Annotated in this window: 16 protein-coding genes; 12 read left to right on the forward strand and 4 right to left on the reverse strand. The window is 52.2% G+C overall.

The features are described from left to right. Positions 1-11: 11 nt before the first annotated feature. The 4 genes from flgI to flgL all read left to right on the forward strand — a co-directional run bounded on the left by flgI (position 12) and on the right by flgL (position 4,724). Positions 12-1,109 (forward strand): flagellar basal body P-ring protein FlgI, encoded by a 1,098-nt coding sequence (gene flgI / locus ACJHWK_RS09415; protein WP_000589326.1) that lies wholly within the window; start codon positions 12-14, stop codon positions 1,107-1,109. Beyond that, positions 1,109-2,050 (forward strand): flagellar assembly peptidoglycan hydrolase FlgJ, encoded by a 942-nt coding sequence (gene flgJ, locus ACJHWK_RS09420; RefSeq protein ID WP_001522863.1) that lies wholly within the window; start codon positions 1,109-1,111, stop codon positions 2,048-2,050. The genes flgI and flgJ overlap by 1 nt, the downstream gene beginning before the upstream one ends. A 65-nt stretch (positions 2,051-2,115) precedes the next feature. Beyond that, positions 2,116-3,759: a flagellar hook-associated protein FlgK gene (gene flgK / locus ACJHWK_RS09425; RefSeq protein ID WP_170886414.1), complete on the forward strand. Its 1,644-nt coding sequence runs from the start codon at positions 2,116-2,118 to the stop codon at positions 3,757-3,759. Positions 3,760-3,770: 11 nt separating this feature from the next. Beyond that, positions 3,771-4,724 (forward strand): flagellar hook-associated protein FlgL, encoded by a 954-nt coding sequence (gene flgL / locus ACJHWK_RS09430; RefSeq protein ID WP_001212768.1) that lies wholly within the window; start codon positions 3,771-3,773, stop codon positions 4,722-4,724. A 94-nt stretch (positions 4,725-4,818) separates the two neighbouring features. Here flgL and ACJHWK_RS09435 read toward each other — a convergent pair whose 3' ends face one another. The 3 genes from ACJHWK_RS09435 to rne all read right to left on the reverse strand — a co-directional run bounded on the left by ACJHWK_RS09435 (position 4,819) and on the right by rne (position 8,921). Then, positions 4,819-5,313 carry a GNAT family N-acetyltransferase gene (locus ACJHWK_RS09435; RefSeq protein WP_000613626.1) on the reverse strand — a complete coding sequence of 165 codons (495 nt, stop codon included), beginning with the start codon at positions 5,311-5,313 and terminating at the stop codon, positions 4,819-4,821. Next, positions 5,310-5,603: a DUF1778 domain-containing protein gene (locus tag ACJHWK_RS09440; RefSeq protein WP_001110447.1), complete on the reverse strand. Its 294-nt coding sequence runs from the start codon at positions 5,601-5,603 to the stop codon at positions 5,310-5,312. The genes ACJHWK_RS09435 and ACJHWK_RS09440 overlap by 4 nt, the downstream gene beginning before the upstream one ends. Before the next feature lie 132 nt (positions 5,604-5,735). Then, entirely contained in the window at positions 5,736-8,921 is a 3,186-nt protein-coding gene (rne, locus tag ACJHWK_RS09445; protein ID WP_001522867.1) for a ribonuclease E, read from the reverse strand. A gap of 572 nt (positions 8,922-9,493) precedes the next feature. On the opposite strand from rne, the gene rluC reads away from it, so the two are divergent. Continuing rightward, entirely contained in the window at positions 9,494-10,453 is a 960-nt protein-coding gene (gene rluC / locus ACJHWK_RS09450; protein ID WP_000846343.1) for a 23S rRNA pseudouridine(955/2504/2580) synthase RluC, read from the forward strand. A 111-nt stretch (positions 10,454-10,564) separates the two neighbouring features. Here the strand turns inward: rluC and yceF are convergent, their stop codons facing one another. Next, a complete protein-coding gene (gene yceF / locus ACJHWK_RS09455; RefSeq protein ID WP_001125202.1) occupies positions 10,565-11,149 on the reverse strand; it encodes a 7-methyl-GTP pyrophosphatase in 585 nt (194 codons plus the stop codon). Positions 11,150-11,347: 198 nt separating this feature from the next. Between yceF and yceD the strand changes: the two genes are divergently transcribed. The 7 genes from yceD (at position 11,348) to acpP (ending at position 16,405) form a co-directional block, all read left to right on the forward strand. Next, positions 11,348-11,869 (forward strand): 23S rRNA accumulation protein YceD, encoded by a 522-nt coding sequence (yceD, locus tag ACJHWK_RS09460; RefSeq protein ID WP_001174481.1) that lies wholly within the window; start codon positions 11,348-11,350, stop codon positions 11,867-11,869. Between the two features lie 51 nt (positions 11,870-11,920). Then, positions 11,921-12,094 (forward strand): 50S ribosomal protein L32, encoded by a 174-nt coding sequence (gene rpmF, locus ACJHWK_RS09465; RefSeq protein WP_000290727.1) that lies wholly within the window; start codon positions 11,921-11,923, stop codon positions 12,092-12,094. A gap of 80 nt (positions 12,095-12,174) precedes the next feature. After that, the gene (plsX, locus tag ACJHWK_RS09470) at positions 12,175-13,245 is read left to right on the forward strand and encodes a phosphate acyltransferase PlsX (RefSeq protein WP_000197578.1); all 1,071 of its coding nucleotides are present in this window, start codon (positions 12,175-12,177) and stop codon (positions 13,243-13,245) included. 67 nt (positions 13,246-13,312) lie between these two features. Beyond that, a complete protein-coding gene (fabH, locus tag ACJHWK_RS09475) occupies positions 13,313-14,266 on the forward strand; it encodes a beta-ketoacyl-ACP synthase III (RefSeq protein ID WP_000288138.1) in 954 nt (317 codons plus the stop codon). Between the two features lie 15 nt (positions 14,267-14,281). Beyond that, positions 14,282-15,211, forward strand: a complete 930-nt coding sequence (gene fabD / locus ACJHWK_RS09480) for an ACP S-malonyltransferase (protein ID WP_000191358.1) — start codon at positions 14,282-14,284, stop codon at positions 15,209-15,211. Between the two features lie 12 nt (positions 15,212-15,223). Then, complete coding sequence (gene fabG / locus ACJHWK_RS09485; protein ID WP_000007233.1) at positions 15,224-15,958, forward strand: 3-oxoacyl-ACP reductase FabG; 735 nt, start codon at positions 15,224-15,226, stop codon at positions 15,956-15,958. Between the two features lie 210 nt (positions 15,959-16,168). Continuing rightward, positions 16,169-16,405, forward strand: a complete 237-nt coding sequence (acpP, locus tag ACJHWK_RS09490; protein ID WP_000103754.1) for an acyl carrier protein — start codon at positions 16,169-16,171, stop codon at positions 16,403-16,405. The last annotated feature ends 53 nt before the right edge of the window (positions 16,406-16,458 follow it).

Consider the following 16,458-nt stretch of genomic DNA (forward strand, 5'->3'; position numbering starts at 1 on the left):
GTGAGGCTGTGGTGATTAAATTTCTCTCTGCATTAATTCTTTTACTGGTTACCACGGCGGCTCAGGCTGAGCGTATTCGCGATCTCACCAGTGTTCAGGGGGTAAGGCAAAACTCACTGATTGGCTATGGCCTGGTGGTGGGGCTTGATGGTACAGGTGACCAGACAACTCAGACGCCGTTTACCACACAAACGCTTAATAACATGCTCTCACAGCTGGGAATTACCGTTCCGACGGGCACTAATATGCAGCTAAAAAACGTCGCTGCGGTTATGGTGACAGCGTCACTTCCACCGTTTGGACGTCAGGGGCAAACCATTGACGTGGTGGTTTCTTCCATGGGAAATGCCAAAAGTCTGCGTGGCGGTACGTTATTGATGACACCGCTTAAGGGCGTTGACAGTCAGGTGTATGCGCTGGCGCAGGGCAATATTCTGGTTGGCGGCGCAGGGGCCTCCGCTGGCGGTAGCAGTGTTCAGGTGAACCAACTGAACGGTGGACGGATCACCAATGGTGCGGTTATTGAACGTGAATTGCCCAGCCAGTTTGGCGTCGGGAATACCCTTAATTTGCAACTTAACGACGAAGATTTCAGTATGGCGCAGCAAATCGCTGACACCATCAACCGTGTGCGTGGATATGGCAGCGCCACCGCGTTAGATGCGCGGACTATTCAGGTGCGCGTACCGAGTGGCAACAGTTCCCAGGTCCGTTTCCTTGCCGATATCCAGAATATGCAGGTTAATGTCACCCCGCAGGACGCTAAAGTAGTGATTAACTCGCGCACTGGTTCGGTGGTGATGAATCGCGAAGTGACCCTCGACAGCTGCGCGGTAGCGCAGGGGAATCTCTCAGTAACAGTTAATCGTCAGGCCAATGTCAGCCAGCCAGATACACCGTTTGGTGGTGGGCAGACTGTGGTTACTCCACAAACGCAGATCGATTTACGCCAGAGCGGCGGTTCGCTGCAAAGCGTACGTTCCAGCGCCAGCCTCAATAACGTGGTGCGTGCGCTCAATGCGCTGGGCGCTACGCCGATGGATCTGATGTCCATACTGCAATCAATGCAAAGTGCGGGATGTCTGCGGGCAAAACTGGAAATCATCTGATGATCAGCGACAGCAAACTACTGGCAAGTGCGGCCTGGGATGCACAATCGCTCAACGAACTTAAGGCGAAAACGGGCGAAGATCCGGCGGCAAATATCCGTCCGGTGGCCCTCCAGGTGGAAGGGATGTTCGTGCAGATGATGTTGAAAAGCATGCGCGACGCTTTACCAAAAGATGGCCTGTTCAGCAGCGAGCACACTCGCCTGTATACCAGTATGTATGACCAGCAGATTGCCCAACAGATGACGGCGGGCAAAGGTCTGGGGCTGGCAGAGATGATGGTTAAACAGATGACGCCAGAACAACCATTGCCAGAGGAGTCCACGCCAGCAGCACCGATGAAATTCCCGCTCGAAACCGTGGTGCGTTATCAAAATCAGACGCTTTCGCAGCTGGTGCAAAAGGCCGTACCACGTAACTACGATGATTCGCTGCCGGGTGACAGTAAAGCATTCCTCGCGCAACTCTCGCTGCCAGCCCAACTGGCAAGCCAGCAAAGTGGTGTGCCACATCATTTGATCCTCGCTCAGGCGGCGCTGGAATCTGGCTGGGGACAACGGCAAATCCGCCGTGAAAACGGCGAGCCGAGCTATAACCTGTTTGGCGTCAAAGCCTCTGGCAACTGGAAAGGGCCAGTCACTGAAATCACCACGACTGAATATGAAAATGGCGAAGCGAAGAAAGTAAAAGCGAAGTTTCGGGTCTACAGCTCGTATCTGGAAGCATTGTCGGATTACGTTGGGCTGTTAACGCGTAACCCGCGCTACGCCGCCGTGACGACCGCCGCGAGTGCGGAGCAGGGGGCGCAGGCCCTACAGGACGCGGGCTATGCCACCGATCCTCACTATGCCCGCAAACTCACCAACATGATTCAGCAGATGAAATCGATAAGCGACAAGGTGAGCAAAACCTACAGCATGAACATTGATAATCTGTTCTGAATAACTCAAGTCCGGCGGGTCGCTGCCGATAATACTCTGTAATTGAAGGCTTATAAGGAACCTCCATGTCCAGCTTGATCAATAACGCCATGAGCGGACTGAACGCGGCCCAGGCGGCGTTAAATACGGCAAGTAATAATATCTCCAGCTATAACGTTGCCGGATATACCCGCCAAACCACTATTATGGCGCAGGCCAATAGCACGTTGGGCGCTGGCGGCTGGGTTGGCAATGGCGTCTACGTTTCTGGTGTGCAGCGTGAGTATGATGCGTTTATTACCAACCAGTTACGTGCGGCGCAGACGCAAAGTAGCGGCCTGACTGCCCGCTATGAGCAGATGTCGAAAATCGACAATATGCTCTCCACCAGTACCTCTTCGCTGGCAACACAGATGCAGGATTTCTTCACCAGCCTGCAAACGCTGGTGAGTAACGCGGAAGATCCGGCAGCGCGCCAGGCGCTGATTGGGAAATCAGAAGGGTTGGTGAATCAGTTTAAAACCACCGTTCAATATCTGCGCGACCAGGACAAACAGGTCAATATCGCGATAGGTGCCAGTGTTGATCAGATCAACAATTACGCTAAACAAATCGCCAGCCTGAACGATCAAATCTCCCGCCTGACAGGCGTGGGGGCAGGGGCATCACCTAACAATCTGCTGGATCAACGCGATCAACTGGTGAGCGAATTAAACCAGATTGTTGGCGTAGAAGTCAGCGTTCAGGATGGTGGCACTTATAACATCACGATGGCCAATGGCTACTCACTGGTTCAGGGAAGTACGGCGCGGCAACTTGCGGCAGTTCCTTCCAGCGCCGACCCTTCTCGTACGACTGTCGCTTATGTTGATGGGACGACAGGCAATATTGAGATCCCGGAGAAATTACTGAATACCGGGTCGCTGGGCGGCATTCTGACATTCCGTTCTCAGGATCTTGACCAGACGCGTAATACGCTTGGACAACTGGCGCTGGCATTTGCCGAGGCTTTCAACACCCAACACAAAGCCGGATTTGATGCTAACGGCGATGCCGGTGAAGATTTCTTTGCTATCGGTAAGCCCGCGGTTCTGCAAAACACGAAAAACAAAGGTGACGTTGCGATCGGTGCCACGGTAACTGATGCCTCAGCGGTACTGGCGACAGATTACAAAATCTCGTTCGATAATAATCAGTGGCAGGTCACCCGCCTTGCCAGCAATACCACTTTTACGGTGACGCCGGATGCCAACGGTAAAGTGGCATTTGATGGTCTGGAGTTGACGTTTACAGGAACGCCTGCCGTTAACGACAGCTTCACGCTGAAACCGGTAAGTGACGCCATCGTCAACATGGATGTATTAATCACCGACGAAGCGAAAATCGCCATGGCGAGCGCAGAAGATGCGGGTGATAGCGACAACCGCAACGGTCAGGCCCTGCTCGATCTGCAAAGCAACAGTAAAACGGTGGGCGGTGCGAAATCCTTTAACGACGCTTATGCCTCGTTAGTGAGTGATATCGGTAATAAAACCGCGACGTTGAAAACCAGTAGCACCACTCAAGGTAATGTGGTGACGCAGCTTTCCAATCAGCAGCAGTCGATTTCCGGTGTCAATCTCGATGAGGAGTACGGAAATCTGCAACGTTTTCAGCAGTATTACCTCGCGAATGCGCAGGTTCTGCAGACGGCAAACGCGATTTTTGATGCGCTGATTAACATTCGCTAAGGGGAGATAAAATGCGTTTCAGTACCCAGATGATGTACCAGCAAAACATGCGCGGCATCACCAATTCTCAGGCAGAATGGATGAAGTACGGCGAACAGATGTCGACGGGTAAGCGAGTCGTTAACCCTTCAGATGATCCCATTGCTGCATCACAAGCTGTTGTTCTCTCCCAGGCACAGGCGCAAAACAGCCAGTACACGCTGGCGCGTACTTTCGCCACTCAAAAAGTGTCACTGGAAGAGAGTGTACTTAGCCAGGTCACCACCGCTATCCAGAATGCTCAGGAAAAAATTGTCTACGCCAGCAATGGCACCTTGAGTGACGATGACCGTGCCTCGCTGGCTACGGATATTCAGGGGCTTCGTGACCAGTTGCTGAATCTGGCGAACACCACTGACGGTAACGGGCGCTACATTTTTGCCGGTTATAAAACAGAAACTGCGCCGTTTAGTGAGGCGGATGGCAAATACGAAGGCGGAGCAGAAAGTATTAAACAACAGGTCGATGCTTCGCGTTCGATGGTGATAGGGCACACGGGTGACAAAATTTTCGACAGTATTACCAGCAACGCGGTAGCGGAACCAGACGGTAGCGCTTCTGAAACCAATCTTTTTGCCATGCTGGATAGCGCCATCGCAGCCCTAAAAACGCCGGTCGCGGATAGCGAAGCGGATAAAGAAACCGCCGCTGCGGCACTGGATAAAACCAACCGCGGACTGAAAAACTCGCTGAACAATGTGCTGACTGTTCGCGCGGAATTAGGCACGCAGCTGAACGAACTGGAGTCGCTGGATTCATTAGGTAGCGATCGCGCTTTAGGGCAAACGCAGCAGATGAGCGATCTGGTTGATGTGGACTGGAATGCAACTATTTCATCTTACATCATGCAGCAAACGGCATTGCAGGCATCGTATAAAGCATTTACCGATATGCAGGGATTGTCGCTGTTCCAGCTCAACAAATAAGCTCGCTTTAAAACATATCATGAAACTGGGTATGTTTTCTCTGCCTGCTCTGGGATCGCCGGGGCGGGCATTTTTTTGCATGAGACATAACGAACTATTTAAGACATTCCTGCAAATCAGCCAATGTTGCCATCAGTATCATAGAATCGACAGGCGATGGTTCAAACCCCACTCGCAGATAAAACTCACGGGCCTGGTCTGATAACGCATGGACCAACATTCCGCGAATACCAATGACTTCAGCCGCCTGTAGTACTCGTAGACCGGCATCTCTGACCATCGCACGACCGATGCCCTGACCCTGTAATGATTTATCTATTGCCAGACGACCAAGTACTACAACAGGGATCGGTTCTGGCATATTTCGGCGAAATCGTCCTGTCGCGACATACGTTTCAACGGCGCTGGAAGCAAGCGAATAATATGCCAAAACGTTGCTATACGTATCACAGCTAACAAATGTACGTGATGCGCCGGCAAGCTGATTTTTTAGGGCTCTCTGCTTTAGCCAGTTATCCATCGTTTCTACTCCCGAGCAAAAAGAGGTGAATTGATGCCTTGCCATGAGTGGCTCGGGGGCCTGAATCATTTTTTTTGCTCCCACGGCGCGGGTGTTTGCATGGTTTTGCGTAATGCAGCATTGGGCGCGGGGGGCTGATCCAGACGATTCAAAAATAGCTGGTAATCATCAGAATCGATCCTGAAAATTCTCTGCTCAATGAGCGCCTCTTCAGCTGCGGCTCTGGCGGCCTCAAGGACAAATTCGGTGCGATTTTTTCCTCGGGCTTTAGCGGCCCGGTCAATAAGATCGCGTTCTGCGGGTTTTATGCGCAAATTTAAAGATTCGCGCCTGGTTGGAATGTTATTGGCTGCTGGCATAAATATATCCTTCGGCTTTGCATGGATGATAATTATACAGCGCATGTAACGCTAATGTCATTACAACAAAGATGCTACCCTGAAATAAAAAAGCCCTGGCAGTTACCAGGGCTTGATTACTTGAGCTAATTATTACTCAACAGGTTGCGGACGCGCAGGAGCGGCAGAGGCATGATGCGTTGCCGTATGACCACCTGCAGCACCTTTACCTTCGAAGGCAAAAGTAGGGCGCTGCCAGTCACTGTGACGCGGTGCCTCCGGAACATATTCCGGTGCCGGAGCGCGCGTCATTGGCGCGGTAGCGTGGTTATGCTCAACGGTGACCTCAGGTTTAACCGCGGCTACCGTTTCAACTTCTGCTGCGACTTCGGCGACGACTGGCGCGGCAGGTTGAGCAACAACTTCAGGTTCAGCAACCACAACCTCAGCAGTTTCGGCAACTTCTTCAATATCAGCCGTCTCTTCCTGCGGTTCAACCACCGGTTCTGCGTGTTCTGCAACTTCCTGGGCTATGGCAACATCAGACTCGGTAATCACCTGCGGCTGTTCAGTTACCGCGGCGGCAATCACTTCAGGATGCGTCGTTTCAACCACTTCCGGTTGCGGTTCGGCAACCTGAACGGGGGCTTCTACAACTTCAGCCACTTCTTCAACAACCGGTGCGCTAACAACAGGTTCGACAGCGGCGGCGACAGGGACCTCAGTCACCATCGGCTGCACTTGTACTTCTTCCTGTTCGCGCTGCTCTTCAACCTGTACATCTTGCGGACGTACAATTGGATAGCGGATCCAGACTTTGCCAGAGGCCAGTTCCGGAGATGCGCACGCTACGGTCAACGGCATTGGCGATTGGGTTGGATAACGCTCGTCACGATAGCGACGACGACGCTGACCACTCACGCGCAGGTGACGAGGCGAGCGGCGAGAACGACGCGGCATGCCACCGTTGTCACGGTTATCGGCATTGTTCTCTTCTTGCTGTTCTGGTGCAGCTTGCGCTACGACTGGCAGCGGGACTTTCACCAGTTCTGTGCGTGGAGCTGGCGCTTCCTGAACAATTGGTTCGGCAGCGACAGTTTCTTCAACCACCGGTGCGACTACCGCTTCTTCGGCTACGCTTTGCTCGTAACGCACTTTCTGATTGAGCTGACGCTGTTTACGACGCGGCTGAACCGGACGTACACGTTCTTCCTGTTCGGTTTCCTGAACAGATTGCTCTTCAACATTCAGCGCCTTCGCTTCTTGTTGCGCCTGACGTTTATCATCGTTACGGCGGCGGCTACGTTCACGACGCGGCGCTTGCTGCTCGTCGGTGGTACGTGCTTTTTCCGTTACCTCAGCCTGCTGACGGCTCTCACGCGTCTCGGCAGTCTGCTGCTGTGCCTGGCGACGATTACGACGGTTTTCTTCGCGATTATCGCTGCCTTCAGTACGTTCACTACGGGTGTCGCGGCGCTCATTACGGTCACGGCGGTTGTTCTGACGAGGCTTGCGACGATCCTGTTGACGTTCCGGTTTCGCTTCTGCTTTCGGTGCTGGTTGCTCGGCCGGTTTGGTTTCTTCACCACCGCTGAATAGCGCTTTCAGTGCGCCGAAGAAGCGGCTCAACAACCCTGGTTGTGCAGGAGATGCTGGTGTTGCCGTTGCAGCTTTAGGTGCTGGGGCTACAACAGGGGCGGCAGGTTCAGCTGGGGTTGGAGCTGGCGGCACATCCGGCATGGCAAAGGTTGCCAGCGCAGGTTGTTCAGGACGCTTACGTTCAGCGAACTCTTCTTCAGACGGCAGCGCCATCGCTTCTTCATGCAGCTTCGGCAGCATGTAGCTTAAGGTTGGAGTTTCTTCCCCTTTACGCACGCGCAGCACATGGTAGTGCGGGGTTTCCATCTGATCGTTTGGCACAATCACACAGCGCACGCCGTCCTGACGAGTTTCAATCGCATTCACTGCAGAACGTTTTTCATTCAGCAGGTAAGACGCGATTGGCACAGGAACAATGGCGTGAACTTCCTGAGTGTTCTCTTTCAGCGCTTCTTCTTCGATCAGACGCAGAATAGAGAGCGACAACGATTCGTTGTCACGCACGGTACCGGTACCGGAGCAGCGCGGGCAGACGTGATGGCTGGATTCACCCAGTGATGGGCTCAGACGCTGACGGGACATTTCCAGCAGGCCAAAGCGAGAAATATGGCTGATTTGAATACGCGCCCGGTCCTGACGCACCGCTTCACGCAGACGGTTTTCTACCGCACGCTGGTGGCGTACTGGCGTCATGTCGATGAAGTCGATAACAATCAGGCCGCCGAGGTCACGCAGGCGCAGCTGACGAGCAATCTCATCGGCAGCTTCGAGGTTGGTGTTAAACGCGGTTTCTTCGATATCGCCGCCGCGGGTCGCGCGTGCGGAGTTGATGTCGATGGCGGTTAACGCTTCGGTGCTGTCGATAACAATGGAACCACCGGATGGCAGACGAACTTCACGCTGGAAGGCGGACTCAATCTGTGACTCGATCTGGTAGTGGCTGAACAGCGGGATCTCGCCGGTGTACAGTTTGATTTTGCTGCTGAAATCCGGGCGACCTAATGCAGCGATATGCTGGCGTGCCAGTTCGAGCACTTTCGGGTTATCGATAAGGATTTCGCCGATGTCCTGACGTAAGTAATCGCGGAATGCGCGAACGATTACGTTGCTCTCCTGATGAATCAGGAACGGAGCTGGGCGGCTTTCAGCGGCTTTTTTGATGGCTTCCCAGTGTTTCAGACGGAAGCTTAAATCCCATTGCAGCGCCTCAGCAGATTTGCCGACGCCAGCGGTGCGCACGATAAGCCCCATGCCTTCCGGCAGTTCAAGGCTTGCCAGTGCTTCTTTTAATTCGGTACGGTCGTCGCCTTCGATACGACGAGAAATGCCACCCGCGCGCGGGTTGTTCGGCATCAGAACCAGATAGCTACCCGCCAGACTGATAAAGGTGGTTAATGCCGCGCCTTTGTTGCCGCGCTCTTCTTTATCGATCTGAACAATGACTTCCTGACCTTCACGCAACACATCTTTAATGTTGGGACGACCATGAGCACTGTAGTTAGCAGGGAAATATTCGCGGGCAATTTCTTTTAGTGGGAGGAAACCGTGACGTTCAGCGCCGTAATCAACAAAAGCAGCTTCCAGACTCGGTTCAATGCGGGTGATTTTACCTTTGTAGATGTTTGCCTTTTTCTGCTCGTGCCCTGGACTTTCGATATCCAGGTCATACAGACGCTGCCCATCTACAAGGGCAACGCGCAACTCTTCCTGCTGAGTTGCGTTGATTAACATTCTTTTCATCGTAACTTACTCATTATTCTTACATTGACGACTAAGCTGCGGGCAAAGTAACGCCTTTCCGGGTGTGAACCGATGGCCTCGTGTCTAGTCGCGTCGCCAACCTCACGGTTATCGTCAGCTCAAAGAGGCGCAGAGTGTCGGTTGCCCGTTTTTCATGCGGAAAAACAGCGCAATTATCAAAGAAACAGACTGGGTATTACTCTCCAGAAATATTTCCATCTACCGGTAAGGACTGCAACCCGCAGCCCGCTAACTGCCTGAAAGATCAATACGTCTTACGCCATTGCTGCGTGGATGATCGGTCGGGCAAAATGGGTTATTCCGTAAAATTTCTTGTTTTAACAAGGATGGACACGGAAACGGCCTCATTATTCCACTGCAAGCCTTGTTATAGCAAGATGACTTTTACCATTTATCACCCGCTTACTCACAGTTTTTTCACTTCTTGCTGGTGATTGGTTTAATAACCATCAATAAAGTGATCACGTAGTGAAGTAATAAGGTGCAAAACTAAATATAAGCATAGAAAAATGAGTGGCGCGAATCCTGTTGGCTAATTAGAATCGCCCACCATGAAAACAGAGACTCCATCCGTAAAAATTGTTGCTATCACCGCTGACGAAGCGGGGCAACGTATCGATAACTTTTTGCGTACCCAATTGAAAGGCGTACCAAAAAGTATGATTTACCGTATTTTGCGTAAAGGCGAAGTGCGGGTGAACAAAAAACGTATTAAGCCTGAATATAAACTCGAAGCGGGTGATGAGGTGCGTATCCCACCGGTTCGCGTTGCTGAACGGGAAGAAGAGGCGGTTTCGCCACATCTGCAAAAGGTGGCGGCGCTGGCGGACGTCATCTTATATGAAGATGACCATATCCTGGTGCTGAATAAACCTTCCGGTACGGCGGTACATGGCGGTAGTGGTTTAAGCTTCGGCGTTATCGAAGGTTTGCGGGCGTTGCGCCCGGAAGCGCGGTTCCTTGAACTGGTTCATCGTCTCGACCGGGACACTTCAGGTGTGTTGCTGGTAGCGAAAAAACGCTCGGCGTTGCGTTCTCTGCATGAGCAATTACGTGAAAAAGGGATGCAAAAAGATTACCTGGCGCTGGTGCGCGGTCAGTGGCAGTCGCATGTGAAGAGCGTTCAAGCGCCGTTATTGAAAAATATTCTGCAAAGCGGCGAACGTATCGTGCGTGTGAGTCAGGAAGGCAAACCGTCGGAAACACGCTTTAAAGTGGAAGAACGCTATGCTTTTGCCACCCTGGTGCGTTGTAGCCCGGTAACAGGGCGTACTCATCAGATCCGTGTTCATACACAGTATGCGGGTCATCCGATTGCCTTTGACGATCGCTACGGTGACCGTGAATTTGACAGACAGCTCACTGAAGCAGGCACGGGATTAAATCGCCTGTTCCTGCACGCTGCAGCGTTGAAGTTTACTCATCCGGGGACCGGTGAGGTGATGCGTATCGAAGCGCCGATGGATGAAGGTTTGAAGCGTTGTTTGCAAAAGCTGCGTAACGCGCGCTAATACAAGCATATAAACCTGATAATGGGCGGTTGGCCTGATAAGGCGTTTACGCCGCATCAGGCCGCCAGCACCGATTGCCGGATGCGAAGTAACCGCATCCGGCGCAAACAACTATCCCATCAGCGGGTTTTTCCCTTCCCGACGTAACATCTGACACAGCGCGATTAGCGGTAAACCAACCAGCGTGTTAGGATCACGCCCCTCTAAACGCTCAAACAGCGTAATGCCAAATCCTTCACTCTTAAAGCTACCCGCGCAGTGCAGGGGATGCTCTTTACGCACGTAATTATCAATCTCCGCCTCGCTCAGGTGACGGAAATGGACGTCAAAAGGCTCCACTTCTGTTTGTAGATGCCCATTCGCCGAATTAAACAACGCCAGTCCAGTATAGAAGGTGACGATATTGCCGCTGGCTTTGCGTAATTGCAGACGGGCATTTTCTTCCGTTAACGGTTTACCGGTGATTTCGCCATCAAGAACACATACCTGGTCTGAACCAATAATTAAATGATCCGGATAACGTGACGCCAGAGATTGCGCTTTTTCTTGTGCCAGTCGAAGCACCAACTGTCGCGGTGATTCGTCGCTGCGTGGGGTTTCGTCGACCTCTGGTGCTGCACATTCAAAAGAGATTTGCAGTTTTTCCAGAAGAGCGCGACGCCAGGGCGAGGTGGAGGCTAAAATAAGTTTAGGCATATTTTTTTCCATCAGATATAGCGTATTGATGATAGCCATTTTAAACTATGCGCTTCGTTTTGCAGGTTGATGTTCGTTATCAGCACTGAACGAAAATAAAGCAGTAACCCGCAATGTGTGCGAATTATTGGCAAAAGGCAACCACAGGCTGCCTTTTTCTTTGACTCTATGACGTTACAAAGTTAATATGCGCGCCCTATGCAAAAGGTAAAATTACCCCTGACTCTCGATCCGGTTCGTACGGCTCAAAAACGCCTTGATTACCAGGGTATCTATACTCCTGATCAGGTTGAGCGCGTCGCCGAATCCGTAGTCAGTGTGGACAGTGATGTGGAATGCTCCATGTCGTTCGCTATCGATAACCAACGTCTCGCAGTGTTAAACGGCGATGCGAAGGTGACGGTAACGCTCGAGTGTCAGCGTTGCGGGAAGCCGTTTACTCATCAGGTCTACACAACGTATTGTTTTAGTCCTGTGCGTTCAGACGAACAGGCTGAAGCACTGCCGGAAGCGTATGAACCGATTGAGGTTAACGAATTCGGTGAAATCGATCTGCTTGCAATGGTTGAAGATGAAATCATCCTCGCCTTGCCGGTAGTTCCGGTGCATGATTCTGAACACTGTGAAGTGTCCGAAGCGGACATGGTCTTTGGTGAACTGCCTGAAGAAGCGCAAAAGCCAAACCCATTTGCCGTATTAGCCAGCTTAAAGCGTAAGTAATTGGTGCTCCCCGTTGGATCGGGGATAAACCGTAATTGAGGAGTAAGGTCCATGGCCGTACAACAGAATAAACCAACCCGTTCCAAACGTGGCATGCGTCGTTCCCATGACGCGCTGACCGCAGTCACCAGCCTGTCTGTAGACAAAACTTCTGGTGAAAAACACCTGCGTCACCACATCACTGCCGACGGTTACTACCGCGGCCGCAAGGTCATCGCTAAGTAATCACGCGTCTGCGTGATGAAGCTTAGTGAGGATTTTCCCCAGGCAACTGGGGAAAGACCAAACCGGGCGGCGACGATACCTTGACACGTCTAACCCTGGCGTTAGATGTCATGGGAGGGGATTTTGGCCCTTCCGTGACAGTGCCTGCAGCATTGCAGGCACTGAATTCTAATTCGCAACTCACTCTTCTTTTAGTCGGCAATCCCGACGCCATCACGCCATTGCTTGCTAAAGCTGACTTTGAACAACGTTCGCGTCTGCAGATTATTCCTGCGCAGTCAGTTATCGCCAGTGATGCCCGGCCTTCGCAAGCTATCCGCGCCAGTCGTGGGAGTTCAATGCGCGTGGCCCTGGAGCTGGTGAAAGAAGGTCGAGCGCAAGCCTGTGTCAGTGCCGGTAATACCGGGGCGCTGATGGGGCTGGCAAAATTATTACTCAAGCCCCTGGAGGGGATTGAGCGTCCGGCGCTGGTGACGGTATTACCGCATCAGCAAAAGGGCAAAACGGTGGTCCTCGATTTAGGGGCCAACGTCGATTGTGACAGCACAATGTTGGTGCAATTTGCCATTATGGGCTCAGTCCTGGCTGAAGAGGTGGTGGAAATTCCCAATCCTCGCGTGGCGTTGCTCAATATTGGTGAAGAAGAAGTAAAGGGTCTCGACAGTATTCGGGATGCCTCAGCGGTGCTTAAAACAATCCCTTCTATCAATTATATCGGCTATCTTGAAGCCAATGAGTTGTTAACTGGCAAGACAGATGTGCTGGTTTGTGACGGCTTTACAGGAAATGTCACATTAAAGACGATGGAAGGTGTTGTCAGGATGTTCCTTTCTCTGCTGAAATCTCAGGGTGAAGGGAAAAAACGGTCGTGGTGGCTACTGTTATTAAAGCGTTGGCTACAAAAGAGCCTGACGAGGCGATTCAGTCACCTCAACCCCGACCAGTATAACGGCGCCTGTCTGTTAGGATTGCGCGGCACGGTGATAAAAAGTCATGGTGCAGCCAATCAGCGAGCTTTTGCGGTCGCGATTGAACAGGCAGTGCAGGCGGTGCAGCGACAAGTTCCTCAGCGAATTGCCGCTCGCCTGGAATCTGTATACCCAGCTGGTTTTGAGCTGCTGGACGGTGGCAAAAGCGGAACTCTGCGGTAGCAGGACGCTGCCAGCGAACTCGCAGTTTGCAAGTGACGGTATATAACCGAAAAGTGACTGAGCGTACATGTATACGAAGATTATTGGTACTGGCAGCTATCTGCCCGAACAAGTGCGGACAAACGCCGATTTGGAAAAAATGGTGGACACCTCTGACGAGTGGATTGTCACTCGTACCGGTATCCGCGAACGCCACATTGCCGCGCCAAACGAAACCGTTTCAACCATGGGCTTTGAAGCGGCGACACGCGCAATTGAGATGGCGGGCATTGAGAAAGACCAGATTGGCCTGATCGTTGTGGCAACGACTTCTGCTACGCACGCTTTCCCGAGCGCAGCTTGTCAGATTCAAAGCATGCTGGGCATTAAAGGTTGCCCGGCATTTGACGTTGCAGCAGCCTGCGCAGGTTTCACCTATGCATTAAGCGTAGCCGATCAATACGTGAAATCTGGGGCGGTGAAGTATGCTCTGGTCGTCGGTTCCGATGTACTGGCGCGCACCTGCGATCCAACAGATCGTGGGACTATTATTATTTTTGGCGATGGCGCGGGCGCTGCGGTGCTGGCTGCCTCTGAAGAGCCGGGAATCATCTCCACCCATCTGCATGCCGACGGTAGCTATGGTGAGTTGCTGACGCTGCCTAATGCTGACCGTGTGAATCCAGAGAATTCAATTCATCTGACGATGGCGGGCAACGAAGTCTTCAAGGTTGCGGTAACAGAACTGGCGCACATCGTTGATGAGACGCTGACGGCGAATAATCTTGACCGTTCTCAACTGGACTGGCTGGTTCCGCATCAGGCTAACCTGCGTATTATCAGTGCAACGGCGAAAAAACTCGGCATGTCGATGGACAATGTCGTGGTGACGCTGGATCGCCACGGTAATACCTCTGCGGCCTCTGTCCCGTGCGCTCTGGATGAAGCTGTACGCGACGGGCGCATTAAGCCGGGGCAGTTGGTTCTGCTTGAAGCCTTTGGCGGTGGATTCACCTGGGGCTCCGCGCTGGTTCGTTTCTAGGATAAGGATTAAAACATGACGCAATTTGCATTTGTGTTCCCTGGACAGGGTTCTCAAACCGTTGGAATGCTGGCTGATATGGCGGCGAGCTATCCAATTGTCGAAGAAACGTTTGCTGAAGCTTCTGCGGCGCTGGGCTACGACCTGTGGGCGCTGACCCAGCAGGGGCCAGCTGAAGAACTGAATAAAACCTGGCAAACCCAGCCAGCGCTGTTGACTGCATCTGTTGCGCTGTACCGCGCATGGCAGCAGCAGGGCGGTAAAGCACCGGCATTGATGGCCGGTCACAGCCTGGGGGAATACTCCGCGCTGGTTTGCGCTGGTGTGATTGATTTCGCTGATGCGGTGCGTCTGGTTGAGATGCGCGGCAAGTTCATGCAAGAAGCCGTACCGGAAGGCACGGGCGCTATGGCGGCAATCATCGGTCTGGATGATGCGTCTATTGCGAAAGCGTGTGAAGAAGCTGCAGAAGGTCAGGTCGTTTCTCCGGTAAACTTTAACTCTCCGGGACAGGTGGTTATTGCCGGTCATAAAGAAGCAGTTGAGCGTGCTGGCGCTGCCTGTAAAGCTGCGGGCGCAAAACGCGCTCTGCCGTTACCAGTGAGCGTACCGTCTCACTGTGCGCTGATGAAACCAGCAGCCGACAAACTGGCAGTAGAATTAGCGAAAATCACCTTTAACGCACCAACAGTTCCTGTTGTGAATAACGTTGATGTGAAATGCGAAACCAATGGTGATGCCATCCGTGACGCACTGGTACGTCAGTTGTATAACCCGGTTCAGTGGACGAAGTCTGTTGAATACATGGCAGCGCAAGGCGTAGAACATCTCTATGAAGTCGGCCCGGGCAAAGTGCTTACTGGCCTGACGAAACGCATTGTCGACACCCTGACCGCCTCGGCGCTGAACGAACCTTCAGCGATGGCAGCGGCGCTCGAGCTTTAAAAGAGGAAAATCATGAGTTTTGAAGGAAAAATCGCACTGGTAACCGGTGCAAGCCGCGGAATTGGCCGCGCAATTGCTGAAACGCTCGCAGCCCGTGGCGCGAAAGTTATTGGCACTGCGACCAGTGAAAATGGCGCTCAGGCGATCAGTGATTATTTAGGTGCCAACGGCAAAGGTCTGATGTTGAATGTGACCGACCCGGCATCTATCGAATCTGTTCTGGAAAAAATTCGCGCAGAATTTGGTGAAGTGGATATCCTGGTCAATAATGCCGGTATCACTCGTGATAACCTGTTAATGCGAATGAAAGATGAAGAGTGGAACGATATTATCGAAACCAACCTTTCATCTGTTTTCCGTCTGTCAAAAGCGGTAATGCGCGCTATGATGAAAAAGCGTCATGGTCGTATTATCACTATCGGTTCTGTGGTTGGTACCATGGGAAATGGCGGTCAGGCCAACTACGCTGCGGCGAAAGCGGGCTTGATCGGCTTCAGTAAATCACTGGCGCGCGAAGTTGCGTCACGCGGTATTACTGTAAACGTTGTTGCTCCGGGCTTTATTGAAACGGACATGACACGTGCGCTGAGCGATGACCAGCGTGCGGGTATCCTGGCGCAGGTTCCTGCGGGTCGCCTCGGCGGCGCACAGGAAATCGCCAACGCGGTTGCATTCCTGGCATCCGACGAAGCAGCTTACATCACGGGTGAAACTTTGCATGTGAACGGCGGGATGTACATGGTCTGACCGCGATTTGCACAAAATGCTCATGTTGCGCGCAGTCTGCGTGGTTATGAGTAATAATTAGTGCAAAATGATTTGCGTTATTGGGGGGTAAGGCCTCAAAATAACGTAAAATCGTGGTAAGACCTGCCGGGATTTAGTTGCAAATTTTTCAACATTTTATACACTACGAAAACCATCGCGAAAGCGAGTTTTGATAGGAAATTTAAGAGTATGAGCACTATCGAAGAACGCGTTAAGAAAATTATCGGCGAACAGCTGGGCGTTAAGCAGGAAGAAGTTACCAACAATGCTTCTTTCGTTGAAGACCTGGGCGCGGATTCTCTTGACACCGTTGAGCTGGTAATGGCTCTGGAAGAAGAGTTTGATACTGAGATTCCGGACGAAGAAGCTGAGAAAATCACCACCGTTCAGGCTGCCATTGATTACATCAACGGCCACCAGGCGTAAGTGAACATCTCCAGGCGGTCGTTCGACCGCCTGAGTTTTATCTTTTTGTCCCA

The organism is Escherichia sp. WS547 (assembly GCF_046486065.1).
Classification (GTDB): domain Bacteria; phylum Pseudomonadota; class Gammaproteobacteria; order Enterobacterales; family Enterobacteriaceae; genus Escherichia; species Escherichia coli.

Excerpts from the sequence above, each read along its gene's own strand:
- flgJ (WP_001522863.1), top strand. The coding sequence starts at position 1,109 with ATGATCAGCGACAGCAAACTACTGGCAAGTGCGGCCTGGGATGCACAA.
- flgK (WP_170886414.1), top strand. The coding sequence starts at position 2,116 with ATGTCCAGCTTGATCAATAACGCCATGAGCGGACTGAACGCGGCCCAG.
- flgL (WP_001212768.1), top strand. The coding sequence starts at position 3,771 with ATGCGTTTCAGTACCCAGATGATGTACCAGCAAAACATGCGCGGCATC.
- ACJHWK_RS09435 (WP_000613626.1), bottom strand. The coding sequence starts at position 5,313 with ATGATTCAGGCCCCCGAGCCACTCATGGCAAGGCATCAATTCACCTCT.
- ACJHWK_RS09440 (WP_001110447.1), bottom strand. The coding sequence starts at position 5,603 with ATGCCAGCAGCCAATAACATTCCAACCAGGCGCGAATCTTTAAATTTG.
- rne (WP_001522867.1), bottom strand. The coding sequence starts at position 8,921 with ATGAAAAGAATGTTAATCAACGCAACTCAGCAGGAAGAGTTGCGCGTT.
- rluC (WP_000846343.1), top strand. The coding sequence starts at position 9,494 with ATGAAAACAGAGACTCCATCCGTAAAAATTGTTGCTATCACCGCTGAC.
- yceF (WP_001125202.1), bottom strand. The coding sequence starts at position 11,149 with ATGCCTAAACTTATTTTAGCCTCCACCTCGCCCTGGCGTCGCGCTCTT.
- yceD (WP_001174481.1), top strand. The coding sequence starts at position 11,348 with ATGCAAAAGGTAAAATTACCCCTGACTCTCGATCCGGTTCGTACGGCT.
- rpmF (WP_000290727.1), top strand. The coding sequence starts at position 11,921 with ATGGCCGTACAACAGAATAAACCAACCCGTTCCAAACGTGGCATGCGT.
- fabH (WP_000288138.1), top strand. The coding sequence starts at position 13,313 with ATGTATACGAAGATTATTGGTACTGGCAGCTATCTGCCCGAACAAGTG.
- fabD (WP_000191358.1), top strand. The coding sequence starts at position 14,282 with ATGACGCAATTTGCATTTGTGTTCCCTGGACAGGGTTCTCAAACCGTT.
- fabG (WP_000007233.1), top strand. The coding sequence starts at position 15,224 with ATGAGTTTTGAAGGAAAAATCGCACTGGTAACCGGTGCAAGCCGCGGA.
- acpP (WP_000103754.1), top strand. The coding sequence starts at position 16,169 with ATGAGCACTATCGAAGAACGCGTTAAGAAAATTATCGGCGAACAGCTG.